Here is an 18,022-nt window from a genome sequence, read left to right on the forward strand (position 1 = left end):
GCCATTACTTTTTTTTATCAAGTTTATCAAACATAAAATCAATAAATTCTAAAGTGGGTACAGGTGGGTGCATTTTTGCAAATATCCATTCTGTCCTGTCGACCTTTTACTGTCGATAAGTTTCCACACACCTATTTTATAGTCCAAAAATCAAGGCTTATTCTCTGCTACCGATATCTTTTAACGATAGCCTTTGAATAAGCCTTTTTTTCTACAGTTTAATTACTTAGTGGGTGCAACTCTTGTCATCAATACGACACTCTCGTCATCTGATGCATTAAGAAAAGTCCTCTTTGCAACTAATCCTATTTCTTCTATATTTGTTAGTATTTTTTCTATCATTTACTTTCCCCTACTTTATTAGTATAAAAAATTAAATGGAAAAATTAAAAATTCACTGGTAGTATAATATTCCCCTTCTTTATCTAATGCACGGTATGTGGTGTATGAATATAAAACTGCCTTATAGGAAGATACCACACCCTCTCTATTTCCAATAGAAAATGAAAAGAGCAATAATAGTATGATAAGTAAAATAACTATCTTCTTTTTCTTCTTACTTTTTTTTCTCTTTTCATAATCATCTCTTCTTTTAGTTTTATCTTCATAAGCCATGTTAATTTATTTATATCCTTACATTAACATTAGTGCATCGTTTATGTTTTTTCAAGAATTTTTTCATCTCCTATAGGCTAAATTTTAATTTTTTTGAAATGATGTAAAAGTTTTTGTCAAATATCATACTTTAGGGTGATGTGGTAAAGAAGAATGGTTGATATAATTTGTTTAAGCTAAAGGAACGCTAATTGTTCTTCTAATTTTTGTAAATATCTGAAGGGAGTGGTTAATATGAAAACAGGTTTTATAAATTTTACTTAAGCCGTATCTAAAAAATTTACATAGGGCAAATAAAAACGGAAGGAGTATATTATGGATAATTACAAAGATTTAACCGCAGGCGCAGGTGGTACCCTCAGTATTGTTTTTGGTGTTGTAGTAGCAATTGTATTACTTATTGGAATGTGGAAGATGTTTACCAAAGCAGGAGAACCAGGATGGGCAGCTATAATTCCACTTTACAATGCATATGTGCTTTTTAAAATCACATGGGGTAGCGGTATAAAATTCCTACTATTACTTATACCAATTGTAAACATTATTATAGCTATTAAAACGCAAATTAAACTAGCAAAGGCCTTTGGAAAAGGTGGAGGTTTTGTTGCAGGACTAATATTCTTAACTCCTATATTCTATGCCATACTTGGATTTAGCGATGCAAAATACATGGGAGTTCCTGTAACTACAATTAACTATAATTAAAATTTCATTATAATTTTACAAGTCACTCTCCCGATTAAAATCCTACTAATCAGGACTATCTATAGTGAATAGTCCAAAAGACAATTAGCCCAAGTAAAAACCAGCGTCAGTGCGCTGGTTTTTACGTTGCTTATTTAAATTTATAGCATAATAGAAATTTAAATCATGTATTCAAAAACAAAAGATACCTCAAGACCTGGATGATTATTTTTTATAATAAAAGTTCCATCATGTAGTTCAGTAATTTGTTTCGAAATAAAAATTCCAAGTCCATGTGTCGTAATGTTAGTCAAATCTTCATTATGAATTTTTTCTATAATATTTTCAGAAACTCCCCCACCTTCATCTATAATAGAAATGATTAATGCATCTTCAGAATCTGAAATTTTAACTCTAATTTTCCCTTCAGTATAAATTAATGAATTTTTTAAAATATTTTCAAGCATTCTGTAAAATAAATTCGGATCCATTTTTATTTTTACATTTTGGTTTTTTATATTATTTTTAAAAATAATTTCCCTTTCTGGGTTTTCATTTAATTTATCCACAATAAGTTTTCGTATTACTTTTAATGGACTTTCTTCTCTAAAACTTTCTTTATCTATGTTAGAAAGAGATATAGTTAGATTTAATCCCTCTAAGATATTTGAAATTTTTATGACCTGGTCTTGTATATTTTTAGTGTCAAATTCTTCTTTATTCTCTTTACTTAGTTCCCATGAAATTTTTGCAAGTGGCGTTCTCACATCATGACTTACACCTCTAATCCACTTTCCTTGAGACTCTTTTAAGTTGTTGTATTTTTCGTTTGCCCTATTTATGCTAATGGCAAGATCTTTTAACTCACCATATTCATCTAACCTTTCATAATCATCTTCATATAGATTATCTATTGCTCTTTGAAATGGTAATATGTTTTTTAAAATTTCTTTAACGTCAATCCTGTAAATTATATAGACGAATATTAAAAACAGGATGAAAAACAGCAATACTAGTTCTAGGTTAAAAATTAAGTTCTTATAATTATAGTAATTCACAGGCAATTTATCCAAAGAATTTTTTGGATAGGCAAATAAAATTAAACCATCTTCCACAATGTATGTGAATACCGGGTAGTCAGCCAAATAAAATCTTGTGAACCTTGCAACATCCGTAATTTCAAATTTGTCTTGAACTTCTTTAGGCTTATTAAAACTTTCTATTACTTTCCCATTTTTATCAAGTCTTATTGACCAAATATCTTTTTCTTTTAAAAACTCTTTATTTTTTTTGTTGAGATAAGTTTGACTTTTATTTTTTTCCACATATGAATAAATATCATTAGGATTTGGATATTCATCATTTAACCTGTAATTTAAGTATAGAAAAATCATGAGTAAAAGTATTAGAAAAAACATTAAAGAGAGTATTCTAATGATAATTTTTTTAAACCTTTTTAAAATATAATTAAACATTTTTATTCCTCTTTAACCAGTTTATAACCAAGACCCTTAATAGTTATTAAAATTTTAGGATCTCTAGGATTATCTTCTAACTTTTCTCTAAGTCTATATATATGTGTTATTAATGTATTCTCATAGCCATAAGAATCTTCCCAAATATTATCTAAGATTCGGTCAATTGAAACTATCATATTTATATTTTCAGACAAGTAATCTAAAATTTTAAATTGTGTGGCGGTCAATGGAATTTCTTCACCATTTTTTTCAAGAATTCCCTTAGATTTGTCGAAAATTACATTTCCCAAAACTATTTTTTCTTCATTTTTAATCTTTTTACTTCTTCTTAAAACCGCATCAATTCTCCAGAGAAGTTCGTCGGGTAAAAATGGTTTGACAATATAGTCATCCGCCTTATTTTCAAAACCCTCTCTCCTGTCATCTATTCCATCAAGGGCAGATAAAATAATAACAGCAATATCAGAAGTTTGCCTTACTTCCTTTAATAAGTCAAAACCACTTCCATCTGGAAGCATTAAGTCCAAAACTATTAAATCAATTTTATTGTTTTCTAATTTAAACCTAGATTCCTTTAAATTTTTTGCAGTAAAGACTTTTTTAAATCCCTTATCCTTTAAAAAATTATATAGATTTTCTAGCAAATTTTTTTCATCGTCCACTATTAATATATTAAAGTCTCTTCTTATATCCATTTAATCAACCTCAAACCCTATTATACAATACTATTTTGATTAATTTTCCTTTGTGATGTAAAAGTGACCTTGTGTAAATTTTATTTTCATCTATGGTGGTTATTATATTTTTTAGGAGGAATGATTATGGAAAAAATATTGGAAATAAAAAATTTAAAAAAATCATATAACAATAGAAGAGTTTTAGATATTGACTCTTTAGAAATCGAAGAAGGGTCTATTTATGGTCTAATAGGCAAAAACGGAGCCGGTAAGTCCACCCTTATGAAGCTTATTCTAGGTCTTGTCAAAAAAGATGACGGCGAAATAAAAGTTTTCGGACAAGAAATAAATTCAAATAACCAAAAAGATTTAAATAAAAATCTTGGCGCTCTAATTGAGAGCCCTTCATTTTATGACCATCTATCAGGATATGAAAACTTGGAAATAATATGCCAGATGAAGGGAATAAAAAAGGAAGAGATTTCAAAAACTTTAGACCTTGTCGGTCTTAACAATGTAGGTAAAAAGAAGGCCAAAGATTATTCACTTGGAATGAAACAAAGACTTGGTATAGCCATGGCATTAATAGGTAGTCCCAAACTTTTAATTTTAGATGAACCTATAAATGGATTAGATCCTCAAGGAATCGAGGAAATGAGAAATTTGTTTAAAAATATTGTGAAAAACACTTCTACAAGTATCTTAATCTCTTCACACATTCTTGATGAAATAGAAAAAATTTCCACTCACATAGGTATACTTAAAGACGGAAATTTAACTTATAACGGAAGTCTAGAAGAATACAGAAGACTACATCCACCATATATATCTTTACTCACATCGGACAATAAAAAAACTCTAAGTCTTTTAGACCTTGGCGAAGATAGTTTAGATGGAAAAAAGATAATTTTAGGTAAAATGAATAATCAAGATGTTGCAGATATAGTAAACTTTTTAGCTGGCAAAGTAGATATTTATAGAATAGAAGAAGAAAAAGAAAGTTTAGAAAAACTATTTATCGAAGAAAGCAGGTCTTAGTATGAAGAACTTAGAAAGAAAAAAATATAAAAGACTTGGAATAAACTTCTTAATAATAATAGTATTCTTTGCTCAAATGCTAATGGTTGCAGGAGTTAGCTTTTCAAAATCTTTTTCAAATAGCAAATATCCACTATCCTACATCCTAGACACTTATTTGTTTATATCTTTACTGCTAAACCCAATATTAATATCATCACTTGTAAAAAAAGTAATTGAAATAGAGGAAAAAAACAAGATGTGGCAGATGCAAATAATCCTTGGCGAAAAAATCAATTCAATTTTACTTGAAAAGTTTAAAAGTTTATCCATTAAGCTAACTTTATTACAGATTATAGAAGCCACTTTCTTCCTTGTGATGGCAGAGAGGTCTATTAATTTCAATATAAATAGCAAAATAATTTTAAGATTTGGAGTAATTAACATATCAGCTCTGATAATAAATTTATTCTTCTTAGGGCTTTTTATGATAATAGAAATGAAGACAAAAAAAGTCTATACCCTATCATTTATTTCTATAGTAGGAGGGCTTACTGGAATAATCACCATGCTAACTTCAAAAGTTTTATCCTATATAAATCCCTTTGCTTGGATGTCCAGTCTTTTGAGTATTTCTTATGTAAAAGATGGAAATGAATTTGTTCAAGTATTAAACCCAATAAATTTCTATACATTAATCATTGCCATTACACTTTTAATACTAAGTATTATTTATTTGAAAGCAATGAAATCTTACAACTTGTGGAAAGAATAGGAGGAAAAATGTTAAAATTAGAATTTAAAAAAATAAAATTTATGAATATTTTGCTAGTAAGTCTTATAATCCCCTTATTAGCCAATGCATTTGGACTCATAAACTATTTGGGCAATAAAGAAACATTAACTAACCAGTGGCAAAGTCTGTGGACACAAGTAAGTTTATTTTATTTTTCCTTTTTCTATATACCGTTAATTGCAATTGTCATAGCAAGTCTTTGGTCAGTAGAACATAAAGCTGGTCTTAAATTTATAAGATTAAGCCCAAAGAAAAACATGACCTTTGTAATAGCTAAATTAATTTTAGCCTTTATTATTATCTGCCTTTGTCAAATATATTTTATAATACTTTTTTACCTTGGTGGAAAATATATAGGAAATTTTTCAAACATAGACTTTAGTATCTATTTTTATTATATAGGAATTAGCATATTGTTAGCACTTCCTATTATAGGAATTTTTGGATCACTTGCCATAAGAATAAAGTCCTTTGGTATAACAGTCCTCTTATCTAGCATCTTTACAATATTTGGATTTGCTACAGCATTTAGGTCTTTAAAACTAGTAGGACTAAGTTTTTTAGCAATTGAAGCTAACAACTTTAGATATATAAACACACATGATTTTGGATTACTGACTCTTTTTGCAGCAGTAGAGTTAATAATATTTCTATACCTCTCTAACAAATTTTTGAAATACGAAAATAAATAATAAAAAGAGACCGGCAAAATTATTTAAATGCCAGTCCCTTTTTTTATTTTATTTTTTAACAACAAGGCCATTTACTTCGTTTTTGTATAGAACCATTAACTTAAACTTCCCGAATGTTATATTTCTTTTAAAAATTTTAAAGCCAAATACAACTTTCCAAGATTGTGGTTTGCACTTTGTAGTCCTTCAACTTCATAAGAGCCCTCATTTAAGACATCTCCTGCTTCAAGAAAGTTATAAAGTTCAAGTCCGTAAAAATCGCAAGCTGCTTGAACGCCTGCAAGCTCCATTTCTACTGCTATACACCCTTCCGACTTTCTCTTTGAAACAAGTCCACGAGTCTCACGAAGCATAACGTCTGTAGTCCAGACCTTACCCTTAGTATAGGGAGCTTTTTCCCTAATAAAAAATTCCTCTACCTTATCATGGTTTTTAATATCAAGGTAATCCGAAGGAGCTTTATAATAATAAGATGCCCCCTCACCCCTATAAGCTTCAGTAGGTATAATGTACTTTCCAAAAGTCTTTTCCTTGTCAAGACTGCCACAAGAGCCAAACATGATAAATTTATTTGAACCTGTAATCCAATTAACTACTACACAATCTGTTGATGAAAGAGCTGAACCAATAATAGAAAGATAGAAGGCAAATTCCTGACCTTCAAAGCTACTTTTATATACTGGCCTTGACCCATTTACAGATTCTATATTACCAATTTCTTGGCATTCAAAGTTATCAAGTAAATATTCTAGTATGCTTTTCGAAAATATTATCAAGCATTTTTCTGTAATATATTTCCTTTCTCCGAAAAAGTCTTTTAGACTTATAACTGACTCTGTGTCTTTATCATAACTGTCTATTATCATAATTTAACCTATTAATTTCTATTACCCTTCAAATTATTTATAACCTATACAATATCTTTATCTCATGTAATAAAGTACTTTTTCAATCCCTAACTTTTTACACTATCAACTTACTCTTTAGATTTCTCAAAAAAATAAAATCCAGTGCATACTAACAACACAGAATATAAAAGCCTATATAAAAATTCATCTTCTATACTAAGCAAGTTAGATAAAACATAAAAAACTAAAAAGAAATAAATTTTTCTTATTATTTTGTCAAATTTCATATTATCCTCCTATAGTTAAAAATATCATTAAAGCTTCTTTTATCTGTAAGCCTTTAGTGTATTTTCTTGTTAACAACACTACCATATCCACTTGTCAAAAATCATACTATGAATAAAATAGCCATTATTACTTTTCAGAAAACATCTTAAAACTTTTATTATCATTGCATTATAAATTTGTTTCACCTTTCAAAAATTGTTCTGCATTAATGTTTTTTATTATTGTCATCACATTTAATATTACAAATATTCTTGCAACAATTTAAAAATTAACCACATAATTTGCTCTAACTTTATTTTTCTTTCTTATTATTATATTTATACATAAAAGCCAGTAAGCTTTAGGTCTTTACTCTAAATCTATTTTAAGCATAACTATATCTTTGGTTCTATACTCTTCAGTAAATCCACATTCTAAAAAAAGATTTATAGCACTACTTCCCAAAGCTATATTATCATATAAGTTTCTTAATCCATTATTTTTTGCTGAAGAGCATAACAGTTTCAAACCTTCACGTCCATAACCAATACCACGATATTTTGAATAGATAATTACACTTGCTAAATATTTATTCTCTACATCATCCAAATGATAAGCTATCTCTCCAACAAATTCATTATTTTCATTAACCAAATATCTATAAAACCTTTTTCCTTCTGGCTTTTCAATCCAACAATTATACCATCTTTGCCACTTAGATTCTGAAAAATCAATAGTTCCTCCCCATGCGTTATTATAAGACATAGTATCTGAATCTGATAGTAACCTTTCTCTAAACCATAGATCTTTATATTTTGGAATATATATCTTAACCATTTTTTGCTCCTTAAAATTAAAAATTCATTTAAAACGTATTCAATAATTACTTAAATTTGGTATAATAATTCCTTATGAAATAAAATTAAATTTCATATTAAGGAAAGATAATTTTAACATAAAAAGACTTCTAAAGTTCTTTCAAAATTCTTATAATTTATTTATTGATTTTTTTGATAAAAGATATTGATTCCACATGGATTGAGTGGTCAATATGAACACAATTTCATATTTCTAAAAATCCTTGTATGTGGGAATATATCCATAACTAGTAAGTTAAGTTATTCATCACAAGTCTAAACTTTCCTTGTTTAACAAAAAGTCAAATAAATTAATAGTGAGTATTCCATTTTCATCTAAAAATGGTTTTATTCGATCTCTCACAATAATAATTTTTTTAAATGAGTCATCAATATTTAACAAGGACGCTTTTTCTTGATTTATTTTTTCTGTGGATGGGAGGCTATATGCAGATTGAATATAATATCTTTTACTTCCAAGGTTAGCTATGAAGTCAACTTCCAGCTGCTTCTTTATATCTTTATTATTAATATTTTCCCTTTTCATGACCATTCCTACATCTACCATATAGCCACGATATCTTAATTCATTATAAATTATATTTTCCATTAAGTGGGTTGGTTCTATCTGCCTAAAATTTAATCTTGCATTTCTAAGTCCTACATCTTCAAAGTATATTTTATAAGGCGTTCCTATATATTTTCTTCCCTTCACATCATATCTATATACTCTTTTTAACATAAAAGAGTCTTCAAAGTAGCCTATAAACTTATCAATTGTATTTGCAGAAATTTTAGATTTTTTTATTGACTTAAAAGTTGATGCTATTTTACTTGGATTCGTAAGGCTTGAAATTCCTGATGCTAAAATATTGAGTAAGTCTTCTAGTTCAGAAGTTAAACGTATATCATATCTATGAACAATATCTCGCAAATATACATTTTCGAGTTGCCCCTTTAGATAATCCATCTTATCTTCATCCCTTTTCATTAAAACTCCAGCTGGTAAACCGCCGTAAACTTGATATTGAGCAAAAGCGTCTTCTTTGTCGCCATCATAAGTTTGAAGAAATTCAGAAAATACAAGTGGCATAATATGGATCTCATCACCCCTACCTGCAAATTCAGTTATGACATCTTTAGATAAAAATTTAGAATTACTCCCGGTAACATAAACATCAAAATTATCTTGACGCAAAAATCCATTTAAGACTTGCTCAAAAGATTTAAGCAATTGAACTTCATCTAAGAGGATATAAAATTTTTCCTTGTCATTAGTTTTACTCATGATATAGTTTAAAAATTTTTTAGGATCTACTAATCTTTCACCGCTTAGTACATCTAAATCTATTAAATCTTCGCCAATTTTTAATAAATCTCTTCCTGAATCAAAGGCAAATTTAATAATATGGTTTTCATCAACACCACTTTGGATTAAATGATTATAAAATATATTATTAAGCAAATAAGATTTACCACTTCTTCTTATTCCTGTAATAATCTTAATAAATCCATTATCTTTTTTCCGTATTAATTTATCTAGATAGTAATCACGCTTTATTTCCATAAATAGACACCTCTTTCTATTTAGATTTATTTCCGTTTTGGAACTTAATCTAAGTATATTTTACTGTGTAAGGTCATATAATTCAATCTATTTATAAATAATTCCATATCGGACATATTTTTAAATTAGTTTCTTACTTTTTCATTGAGCATTTTCTTTATTTTTCTTCAGGTATTTGTTCGAGTATTTGGTCACTATTCTGTATTTAGATTTTTATTATATAATAACTTCTGAACAAGCCATTACCTTACATGGCAAAATTTTTTACAATCAAAATGACCCGACTTGCTCCGATTTAATAATGAGAAGCATGTCGGGTACTATTGGTTTTTATATATCATTTTTGATACTCACTTTAAATAAATTACTATCACGAGCTTTAAATATTATTGATAGATTATAACGTCCTAAAATTTGACCTTTTACCTGAAGCATATAAATATTTTAATGTAAATGCTGTATAAAAAATGGCATCTCACAAATTTTGGCAGATTTAAAACTTTCATAAAAGTGGTTTGCTTTTTCATTTGTAGCTCTTATTAATCGAATTTCATCAATATTATTTTTAACGCAATCTTTAGTCATTTCACTAAACAACTTTTTAGCTATCCCTTTATTTCTATTGCCCGGCAATACATATAACTAATCTACATAGCATATTCTATATCCATCTTGAAAACAAGAATAAAAATGATATTCAATTCTTCCGACCACTTTATTTTCATACATGGCAAGTATGGAAGTGCTTCTTTTTATTAATTCATCATCTAATCTTTTATAAAGTTCTTCTTTATCTATATCTGAGGAACACATAAGTTCCGGTTCCAACTTGGTAGCTAATAATAAATAATCATAATACTTATTAAAATTATCTTTGTTTAGCTTTTCAAAAGTGTATTCCATAATTCACCTCATTGGTATCAATTAAACAAATTTAATTATTTTAATCTTTTTCATTTGTAATTATATGCTCTACACCGCTATGTTCAGATTGCAGAAATTCTTTCATAAATGATGGATAAGCATTATACTTTTCAAGCTCATCAATCGGTATCCAGTGCATAGTTTCTTTTATGTCGCCCATAGTAACGCTCTGGCTGTTAAGATTTTTATTTCCCTTCGGTTTCATCATATAATAAAAGGCAATCTCATGGCAATCGACGTCCTTTAAGTCAGAGCTTCCAACAAAGAAGTTTTCATGTATCACAGCGAGATGGTCTACCTCATATTCGACACCTGTTTCTTCAAAGACTTCTCTTTTAACCGCTTCTTCCGATGTTTCCCCTAAATGAACTCCTCCGCCTATGGAGTAGTAATATTCATCAACGTCATTTCCTGCATATAAGACGCAGTTATCTTCTACTATAATTGCTGCAGCTCTAAATCTGAACCACTTATTTCCTTTTCTAAAACCACAATCATGCTCCATCTCAATTTCTCCTAAAATCAAATTCGTATTATCTAATATATCTTCGATACTTTTAACACGACCTATTAAAATATTTATAGTGTTGCTACATTAAAAAATCTTAAATACACTAAACACTTATCTTTGAGATTTTAAACTATTGAAAATTTCTTCATTTACTTATTACTTTTACTTAGGACTAACCTATTTTATCTCGTAAAATTAGCCTAATATTATACTTTTATTACTCCAAATTAAATTCAATTTCTTTCAATTTCTTTCTAATAAAAGGATATTCTATTATTTTCTCATCATCAATTCCTAAGGCCTTTAGAACATAATAATAAATTATAATATCAAGGATAATATCAGAGATTATAAACTCTTTAATTGTTTTTAATCGTTTATTATGCCTGTTAACATTTGCTCCATGTGTATAAAAATTACGTGTATCTTTTAGTCTTTCGGAAAAAATAGATATGGTTTCATCGCTATTTCCCCAATCAGGATTAAGGTTGAAAATTTTTTCTTTTAATTCGTCTGGTATTTTTTGAAATAATACTGTGAGCTTTTCTCTTAAGAAAATATTTCTACTTCCATTCTTATCTAGCCTTCTAATTATTTCCTCCTTAACAGGTATTTCAATATCGGAATCTTCCAAGCATTTTTTAATTATAGTTTTTGTGTTTTTGACTTTTTTATCAAAGTCAGTAATATTTTCTGACTCATTTTTCATATAATTATCATAATATGCTTCTAACATTTTTATTTTGTTAACTATAATACTTTCTATATCCATAGTCGGTATTGCATTTTGATAATATAGATTAATGATATATTTTAAACTTTCTTGATTTTCAAACCAATTACTTACTATTTCACCATATTCATCTTTTATATCATTTAATCTTAAAGCCTTAATGTCAAGATTAGTTTCAGCAGTGAGCATCTGAGGAAATATATATCTTCCTTTATAAAAAGGTAAATTAAATTTCATATTTCCATTTTCTAATTTTTCTATACTGAAATTATTAATTTTATCTTCCAAGTAAAACTCAAAATATTCATATTTCCCATATGTTTGAGATAAAAAATCATGCAATTTTAAAAGCCAAGATGATATTTCTATAAACTCACGTACTGATATAGCACTATAATCTTTTGTAGATATTGAAACATATGGATCAAGTTCTATTGAGCTACCCTTATTGATATTATTATTAACCTTGATATTTCGTCTTAAACTCATATCATATTTTCCGTCCAAGGTATAATATTTGTTTTCCTCAAAAAAATTATTATTATATGTTAATGTATAAGTATTAGGTTCTTCAAAGTTTGCTATTGGTAATTCTACATTTAGCCAATCATTCAAGTAATTGATTCCAAACTTAACTTTAGTTGCTAATATTTCATTTTTTATCATATTTTTATTAGAGTTTAACTCTATGATATATCCGCTGTTAGCAATATAAATTTCTGTTTCGTAACCTGGAACACTAAAACTTAAATTTTCAACAAAGCAATTTTCTAAAATAATAAATAATCCATTACTGGAGTATCCATAAATCCTATTAAATTCTTTATCTAAAATATTAGTTGAATTATCTAGCTTTCCATTTAATTTAAGCGATATGTGATCTTCCGTTAATTCTAAATCACCTGACACTACATTTTCAGAAAATTTGCCATTTTCATCAAACATTTTTTCAAAACTTAATGCCCATCGTCCCGTTAATATTGTTTTGTCTTCTAATCGAAATCTTTCAATCTTTGCCATAGTTTATATTCCCATATTTTGTATTTAGATTTTTCAAGTGAATAGTTCAATGTTTTATCATCTGTCTTTTCTCTCTAATACTATTAATATCCAATTTGACTTTAGTTGATAATATGCTATTTAGCGTAATTTAGACCCTAATATCTACTAGAACAGTTTCTGGATTAATAACTGTCATATAGATATGACTTGGGTCCCTCCATCGAATTTAGATTTTGAGTTCAGATTATATAGAATAATAGCTCTTGTAGCTTCTTATTTCGTTTTATCTTCTATAAATTGACTAAAATAAATTTTCTCCTCTGGATGTTCCACTTCTTCACCTGGTTTTGCATGAGGATTATACACTAAATAATTTTCAGGATTTAATGCATCATTTTTATTGACATCAAAAACTAACGCTCTCTCAAAACCATCACTTTCTCCATTAGTAAGCACATAATCATTATTAATCGCTTTCACATAACCTCTTTTATTTGGCTCAGGTAAATCGATATAGCCTAAATCATAATTAATTTGAGTTACTAAATCATAGCTCAAACCATCTTCTTTTTCTATTGACGGGTAGGGAGAACTATTTATTGATTCATATTCTTTAAATTCTCTTGTAATATTATTACCCATTGGTTTAGTATAACTTAAATTTGGACCAGATATAATCGGTGGTAAATGTATAAAATCTCTTGAGTATGTGGATGGTACACTATACTTTAGATGAAATATTAAAAAAGCTTCTCTTTCAGGAAGTATTCCATTATAATCACTAATTAATTCTATACTATTAAAAACAATTTTTATTTTTTCGTAAGAGTTTTTGCATCTATATTCACTATCAAAAGTTAACTTTTCTTCATTATCTTCAGTTATTTCAACTTTTGATTCCTCTTCATATATATTTGTATCTTCATCGCTAATTGTTTCTTCCATTGTTTTGTTAACCGAGATTCCTTGCGTTTCATCAATTGATACTTCTTTACTTTCATTATTATAACATCCAGATACACATATAATAACAAAATAAATAATTAATAAAAAACCTTGAATTTTATTTTTATTATTCACAATATACACCCCTCTCAAATTCTTATGTGCATTATACCATAATCAATTAAATCATAACAAAGTATTAAAGAAACAAATTTTTCTTATTGTTTCGTTAAATTTCATATTGTACCTCCTATAGTTAATAATGATATTAAAAGTTTTCCTTCTGCAAGCTTTATTTTGTCTTTTTGATTTAGTGTAACACTTTAAATTTTAATTTTCGTATGCTATAATCATATTAACAGAACCTCTCCACGCTTAATGTAGGTTTTCTACATGCGGACCACGGAGAGGGCTTTTTTATATTAAGGAGTTTATTATGGAATTAAAGCCAGCTTTGAATTACAAAGAGCAAATCTTAAAACTAAAAGACGACCATAATCTTTTAATATCTGATGATAAGTTCGCAGAAGAAATTTTAAATAAAGTAAACTATTATAGACTTTCAGGTTATGGCATTGGCCTAAAAAAGTCTGATAATAAGGAACATTACAAAAACCACATAAGTATAGAACATCTTTTTAATCTTTACTGCTTTGACAGTCAATTTAAAAATAATCTTATTAGAACTATCGAGCAGATTGAAATAGAGCTTAGAACTCAAATCGCTTACTACTTGTCTATTAAGTATGGTTCTGGTGCTCTTATGCACGAAGATAATTTTATTTATAAAACAAATAAAAGGGGACAAACCATATACTCTATTATTAATGAGAATCTTAAAAAGGAAATTACCAGACAGAAAAATAAACCCTTTGTTAAACATCACTTAAGAAAGTATGAAGGTCAATTTCCAATATGGGTTTCTGTTGAACTCATGTCTTTTGGAAATTTATCTTCTTTGTTTAGTATTCTTAAAGATGAAGATCAAAAAGAAATTTCAAATTATTATAACACTGATCCTAAATATTTGAAAAATTGGATTTTATGCCTAGTTGAGGTTCGAAATATCTGTGCTCACTATACTAGACTTTACAATATGCCTTTAAAAGAAAATCCTCGACTTTATTCCGAGAACGAACAATATAAAGGAAAACAAAATAAAATTTTTCCAATTCTTTTAATAATAAAGAGAATTTTAAACTCAAATGACCAATGGGAATCACTCTTAAAAGATTTACAAAATACCTTCCATAAATACCATAGCTACTTTAATTATAGATTTATGGGTTTCCCTGATAATTGGAAAGACATTCTATAGTACCCCTTTTAATCCGTTTTTTGTATGAATGGACGTCACCCTTGGTAGGGAAATCACTCCTAGAGATTAAGATTCCCTCTAAAATTATTTGCCATTCACCTTTTATTTTGATAAAATTAAATCACCATAAAGAGAAGGCGAGAGACAAGCTCATCGACCCTTCAGCAACCTACCAAAAGGAAAGGTGCTAATGCTTGAACGATGGATACATATTAAAACTGCATCCATCTATCGATGGGTGTTTTTTTTCTTCTCTAAATTCAAGGAGGGAAAAATGTTATTTGAAGTTTATTACAAAGTTTACGAACTAAATCGTAACGGCGCTTACAAGGAAGGACCCAAATCAATACCATATGGCGTTAGAGATACGGATTCAAAAAAAAGAAAAGAATTTTATGATTTTCTTGTATCTGAGGGATTTGAATGTGTTTCTTGGAACGATTCCTATCCTGTGATTCTTGTGAACCTAGAACTTAAACGTTTTGGTCTTATCTATCGACCAGCATGCCATGAATGTGTTGGTCAAAGACTTTATACCATACAGGAATTTTTTGATGAGGTATATTATGTTTAATGATATTGGTATTATTTAGTTCTATGTAGATAATAATTTGATATTTTATTTAGATATTAAACACCACAATATCCTAGACAAGTCATAAAAATAATATTATAAAATATTAATTGAAAACGAAAATTTTACGGGTGATGCATAAATACATCACCCGCTTTTTAATTTTAATGCCTTAAATACTCATAAATAATGCCACCGTCTAAACAATCGCTTTCTTGCCAATCGATACTATCTATTGGGAAAACTTTGCATGGCACCTGCCGTTGTTTCACGTTGATTAACTGTTTTAATATCGTGAAATCAGGGTTATTGCTACCAGGTGGCTGAGTAGTAAGCACGAATAACATTTCATATTTTTCAAAAGCTTCGTATGTGGGAATATGTCAATTGGTTTAAATATTGCACAGATTAAATTGATATTTTTTCCTATATAGTAATCCAATACCTTCTTGTTGTAACATTTCCTCTTGGTAATATATTTTTCACTTTGTTTTCCAAAATTCCACCATTATTTTCTATAACTTTTATTGATCCGATATTGTCATCATCACATGTAATCAAAACCTTATTTAGATTCAAAGCCTCTTTACAATATTTAAGTGCCATAGAAAGCATTTTTGTTCCATAGCCCTTCATACATTCAGATTGTCTAACTTCATACCCTATGTGACCACCATAGTTAATTAAAAATGAATTTAATTCATGCCTAATATTAATTTCACCAATAAATTTTTGATTATCTATCAACCAAAATGTAGTAGCTCTAACATAATCTGTAGGTAAATTTATACCATGTTCCAAATTATAAGAACTCTCTACAATTGTTTCATAGTTTCTAAAACGCCTTTCTGCATTCGGTCTAAAAATTTCATCTTCTTCATTTGCTTCTATATAACTTTGGATATATTTCCTATCCGGTCTAATTAATTTCATAAGTTCCCCTATAATATAAATATCTTTTACAATGTAATGTACATTGCTTATACCCTAAATACTTTGTAACATCCTTTAATAATTTGTTAATTAATTACTGTAAAATCCTTGCTTTCTAAATTTTATACAATCTAAACTGCTACGGCAACTGTTCGGATCATATATCTAGCTAGGTCTTCAATAAATTTTGAATAGATCCATAATGAATTATTAGGTCCTGTTATCATAATATATCTTTGTTATCCATAAGTCATAGTTCGCCTGCTCTCTTTTCTTTTTTAAGCCTTTATTCAATGTCCCTTTGTCATAAATACAACACTCTCTACATGGCTTGAGTAATCAGTATGGATAAATTTAAATATTTCTCAAAATCCTCGTATGTGGAAATAGGTTAATCAATAAGCATCTTATAATTTACTAAATCATTCTAAAGTAGGAAAAAAACAGCTCATGGCTTAGCTCAATTTTGTTTAATAATTAAAGGATATAGTTTGTCTACTTACATTTACTTCTGCTTCTACCCCAAAAGGAATTATACATCTTGGAGTTGAGTGTCCAATATTTATATTATAGACAATAGGTAAATCTTTATTGGTAATTTCTTCTAATAAAATAGATTTATACTCCTCATAATAGATTTCATTTTGAGGTTTCCCTACTAGTATTCCTGATAATTTATCAAATATTCCGTAGTCTTTTAGAGCAAGTATCATTTTCCTATATAAATCTGGTTTTGTTTTTTCTTCGCTTGATTCTATAAGTAAAATCTTATTCTTCCATGCCTCAAGGCTTGGAAATAACTCATATTTGCTACAAATTTCTACTGTATCTTCAAATCTAGAATTATCGAACATATCATATATTGATTCTATGCATCCGCCTAAAATTTTTCCACTAAATATAGGATCTCCTCTTAAAAGCTCAAAACCAGTATTACTATGACTTTTCATTTCTATTCCAATAGCTTTCTCGCTAAAATCTTCCCTTGCGTCATACCAAACTTCACTAGGATGTATCACATTTATTTTCCCTGTTTTTATAAGTTCTAAAAAGTATTTTTCTGTATAAGCCAACATATTATCAGATAGTTCGCACACATCTGGCAAGAAAGCCTGACCATAAAATGTTTTTATGCCAAGCTTATTTAGCATAAAGTGATTTATTGTTGAGTCAGAAAAGCCTAAAAAAAGTTTTTGTTTAAAAATATTTTTTAATCTATCTCCTTCGAACAGATAAGGGGCTAATCTATAAGTATCTTCTCCACCAATAGCACATAAAATCATATCAATGGTGTCATCTTCAAAAGCAAGTATCAAATCATCTGCCCTAGCTTCCGGATGATTCTTTAAAAAATCAATGCCTTTCAAAGAATTAGGTAAAAACTCTATCTCTACTCCTAGCTTATTTAATCTGTCTACTCCTATTTTTATTTCATGCTCAATAAAGCTTTCCCCTAAAACACCACTAGATAAACTAACAATTCCTATTTTCTTTATCATTTTTCCTCCTTGTAGATACTTATTTTCTTGACATCAATACTACACCCTCTACATGGATTGAATGGTCAGTATGGATAAAATTTAA

General features: G+C 28.3%; 19 protein-coding genes and 1 riboswitch. Of the genes, 6 read left to right on the forward strand and 13 right to left on the reverse strand.

Annotated elements, in window-relative coordinates:
- Positions 1-360: 360 nt before the first annotated feature.
- Entirely contained in the window at positions 361-615 is a 255-nt protein-coding gene (locus tag WKS98_RS02550) for a hypothetical protein (protein WP_498916624.1), read from the reverse strand.
- Between the two features lie 315 nt (positions 616-930).
- Here WKS98_RS02550 and WKS98_RS02555 point away from each other — a divergent pair, with 315 nt between their 5' ends.
- On the forward strand, positions 931-1,320 hold the full coding sequence (locus WKS98_RS02555) for a DUF5684 domain-containing protein (protein WP_498916626.1): 390 nt from the start codon (positions 931-933) through the stop codon (positions 1,318-1,320).
- Between the two features lie 158 nt (positions 1,321-1,478).
- On the opposite strand, the gene WKS98_RS02560 is transcribed toward WKS98_RS02555, so the two are convergent.
- Positions 1,479-2,774: a sensor histidine kinase gene (locus WKS98_RS02560; protein ID WP_498916628.1), complete on the reverse strand. Its 1,296-nt coding sequence runs from the start codon at positions 2,772-2,774 to the stop codon at positions 1,479-1,481.
- A 2-nt stretch (positions 2,775-2,776) separates the two neighbouring features.
- Entirely contained in the window at positions 2,777-3,472 is a 696-nt protein-coding gene (locus WKS98_RS02565) for a response regulator transcription factor (RefSeq protein WP_498916630.1), read from the reverse strand.
- Positions 3,473-3,598: 126 nt separating this feature from the next.
- Between WKS98_RS02565 and WKS98_RS02570 the strand changes: the two genes are divergently transcribed.
- The 3 genes from WKS98_RS02570 to WKS98_RS02580 are packed head-to-tail and all read left to right on the forward strand — an operon-like array spanning position 3,599 to position 5,959.
- Positions 3,599-4,492, forward strand: a complete 894-nt coding sequence (locus WKS98_RS02570; protein WP_498916632.1) for an ABC transporter ATP-binding protein — start codon at positions 3,599-3,601, stop codon at positions 4,490-4,492.
- Position 4,493: 1 nt separating this feature from the next.
- The gene (locus WKS98_RS02575; protein WP_498916634.1) at positions 4,494-5,246 is read left to right on the forward strand and encodes a hypothetical protein; all 753 of its coding nucleotides are present in this window, start codon (positions 4,494-4,496) and stop codon (positions 5,244-5,246) included.
- Between the two features lie 8 nt (positions 5,247-5,254).
- Entirely contained in the window at positions 5,255-5,959 is a 705-nt protein-coding gene (locus WKS98_RS02580) for an ABC transporter permease (RefSeq protein WP_498916636.1), read from the forward strand.
- A 116-nt stretch (positions 5,960-6,075) separates the two neighbouring features.
- Here the strand turns inward: WKS98_RS02580 and WKS98_RS02585 are convergent, their stop codons facing one another.
- The 8 genes from WKS98_RS02585 to WKS98_RS02620 all read right to left on the reverse strand — a co-directional run bounded on the left by WKS98_RS02585 (position 6,076) and on the right by WKS98_RS02620 (position 13,748).
- Positions 6,076-6,825, reverse strand: a complete 750-nt coding sequence (locus tag WKS98_RS02585; protein WP_498916638.1) for a nucleoside phosphorylase — start codon at positions 6,823-6,825, stop codon at positions 6,076-6,078.
- 618 nt (positions 6,826-7,443) lie between these two features.
- A complete protein-coding gene (locus WKS98_RS02590; RefSeq protein ID WP_498916640.1) occupies positions 7,444-7,911 on the reverse strand; it encodes a GNAT family N-acetyltransferase in 468 nt (155 codons plus the stop codon).
- Between the two features lie 288 nt (positions 7,912-8,199).
- Positions 8,200-9,498 carry an ATP-binding protein gene (locus WKS98_RS02595; protein ID WP_498916641.1) on the reverse strand — a complete coding sequence of 433 codons (1,299 nt, stop codon included), beginning with the start codon at positions 9,496-9,498 and terminating at the stop codon, positions 8,200-8,202.
- A 444-nt stretch (positions 9,499-9,942) separates the two neighbouring features.
- On the reverse strand, positions 9,943-10,131 hold the full coding sequence (locus tag WKS98_RS02600; RefSeq protein WP_498916643.1) for a GNAT family N-acetyltransferase: 189 nt from the start codon (positions 10,129-10,131) through the stop codon (positions 9,943-9,945).
- 9 nt (positions 10,132-10,140) lie between these two features.
- On the reverse strand, positions 10,141-10,401 hold the full coding sequence (locus WKS98_RS02605) for a hypothetical protein (RefSeq protein ID WP_498916645.1): 261 nt from the start codon (positions 10,399-10,401) through the stop codon (positions 10,141-10,143).
- A gap of 40 nt (positions 10,402-10,441) precedes the next feature.
- Entirely contained in the window at positions 10,442-10,927 is a 486-nt protein-coding gene (locus WKS98_RS02610) for an NUDIX hydrolase (protein ID WP_498916648.1), read from the reverse strand.
- Between the two features lie 223 nt (positions 10,928-11,150).
- Positions 11,151-12,686, reverse strand: a complete 1,536-nt coding sequence (locus WKS98_RS02615) for a HEPN domain-containing protein (RefSeq protein ID WP_498916649.1) — start codon at positions 12,684-12,686, stop codon at positions 11,151-11,153.
- 255 nt (positions 12,687-12,941) lie between these two features.
- Positions 12,942-13,748: a hypothetical protein gene (locus tag WKS98_RS02620; protein WP_498916651.1), complete on the reverse strand. Its 807-nt coding sequence runs from the start codon at positions 13,746-13,748 to the stop codon at positions 12,942-12,944.
- A 301-nt stretch (positions 13,749-14,049) separates the two neighbouring features.
- Between WKS98_RS02620 and WKS98_RS02625 the strand changes: the two genes are divergently transcribed.
- Positions 14,050-14,931 carry an Abi family protein gene (locus WKS98_RS02625; protein ID WP_498916653.1) on the forward strand — a complete coding sequence of 294 codons (882 nt, stop codon included), beginning with the start codon at positions 14,050-14,052 and terminating at the stop codon, positions 14,929-14,931.
- 121 nt (positions 14,932-15,052) lie between these two features.
- A riboswitch (SAM riboswitch) is annotated at positions 15,053-15,139 on the forward strand.
- A 66-nt stretch (positions 15,140-15,205) separates the two neighbouring features.
- A complete protein-coding gene (locus tag WKS98_RS02630; RefSeq protein ID WP_498916654.1) occupies positions 15,206-15,505 on the forward strand; it encodes a hypothetical protein in 300 nt (99 codons plus the stop codon).
- A gap of 426 nt (positions 15,506-15,931) precedes the next feature.
- Here the strand turns inward: WKS98_RS02630 and WKS98_RS02635 are convergent, their stop codons facing one another.
- Positions 15,932-16,438, reverse strand: a complete 507-nt coding sequence (locus WKS98_RS02635; protein ID WP_498916656.1) for a GNAT family N-acetyltransferase — start codon at positions 16,436-16,438, stop codon at positions 15,932-15,934.
- Between the two features lie 470 nt (positions 16,439-16,908).
- Positions 16,909-17,937, reverse strand: a complete 1,029-nt coding sequence (locus WKS98_RS02640; RefSeq protein ID WP_498916658.1) for a S66 family peptidase — start codon at positions 17,935-17,937, stop codon at positions 16,909-16,911.
- Positions 17,938-18,022: the final 85 nt, after the last annotated feature.

Source organism: Lagierella sp. ICN-221743, assembly GCF_037890055.1.
GTDB lineage: Bacteria > Bacillota > Clostridia > Tissierellales > Peptoniphilaceae > Mediannikoviicoccus.

Excerpts from the sequence above, each read along its gene's own strand:
- WKS98_RS02550 (WP_498916624.1), bottom strand. The coding sequence starts at position 615 with ATGGCTTATGAAGATAAAACTAAAAGAAGAGATGATTATGAAAAGAGA.
- WKS98_RS02555 (WP_498916626.1), top strand. The coding sequence starts at position 931 with ATGGATAATTACAAAGATTTAACCGCAGGCGCAGGTGGTACCCTCAGT.
- WKS98_RS02560 (WP_498916628.1), bottom strand. The coding sequence starts at position 2,774 with ATGTTTAATTATATTTTAAAAAGGTTTAAAAAAATTATCATTAGAATA.
- WKS98_RS02565 (WP_498916630.1), bottom strand. The coding sequence starts at position 3,472 with ATGGATATAAGAAGAGACTTTAATATATTAATAGTGGACGATGAAAAA.
- WKS98_RS02570 (WP_498916632.1), top strand. The coding sequence starts at position 3,599 with ATGGAAAAAATATTGGAAATAAAAAATTTAAAAAAATCATATAACAAT.
- WKS98_RS02575 (WP_498916634.1), top strand. The coding sequence starts at position 4,494 with ATGAAGAACTTAGAAAGAAAAAAATATAAAAGACTTGGAATAAACTTC.
- WKS98_RS02580 (WP_498916636.1), top strand. The coding sequence starts at position 5,255 with ATGTTAAAATTAGAATTTAAAAAAATAAAATTTATGAATATTTTGCTA.
- WKS98_RS02585 (WP_498916638.1), bottom strand. The coding sequence starts at position 6,825 with ATGATAATAGACAGTTATGATAAAGACACAGAGTCAGTTATAAGTCTA.
- WKS98_RS02590 (WP_498916640.1), bottom strand. The coding sequence starts at position 7,911 with ATGGTTAAGATATATATTCCAAAATATAAAGATCTATGGTTTAGAGAA.
- WKS98_RS02595 (WP_498916641.1), bottom strand. The coding sequence starts at position 9,498 with ATGGAAATAAAGCGTGATTACTATCTAGATAAATTAATACGGAAAAAA.
- WKS98_RS02605 (WP_498916645.1), bottom strand. The coding sequence starts at position 10,401 with ATGGAATACACTTTTGAAAAGCTAAACAAAGATAATTTTAATAAGTAT.
- WKS98_RS02610 (WP_498916648.1), bottom strand. The coding sequence starts at position 10,927 with ATGGAGCATGATTGTGGTTTTAGAAAAGGAAATAAGTGGTTCAGATTT.
- WKS98_RS02615 (WP_498916649.1), bottom strand. The coding sequence starts at position 12,686 with ATGGCAAAGATTGAAAGATTTCGATTAGAAGACAAAACAATATTAACG.
- WKS98_RS02625 (WP_498916653.1), top strand. The coding sequence starts at position 14,050 with ATGGAATTAAAGCCAGCTTTGAATTACAAAGAGCAAATCTTAAAACTA.
- WKS98_RS02630 (WP_498916654.1), top strand. The coding sequence starts at position 15,206 with ATGTTATTTGAAGTTTATTACAAAGTTTACGAACTAAATCGTAACGGC.
- WKS98_RS02635 (WP_498916656.1), bottom strand. The coding sequence starts at position 16,438 with ATGAAATTAATTAGACCGGATAGGAAATATATCCAAAGTTATATAGAA.
- WKS98_RS02640 (WP_498916658.1), bottom strand. The coding sequence starts at position 17,937 with ATGATAAAGAAAATAGGAATTGTTAGTTTATCTAGTGGTGTTTTAGGG.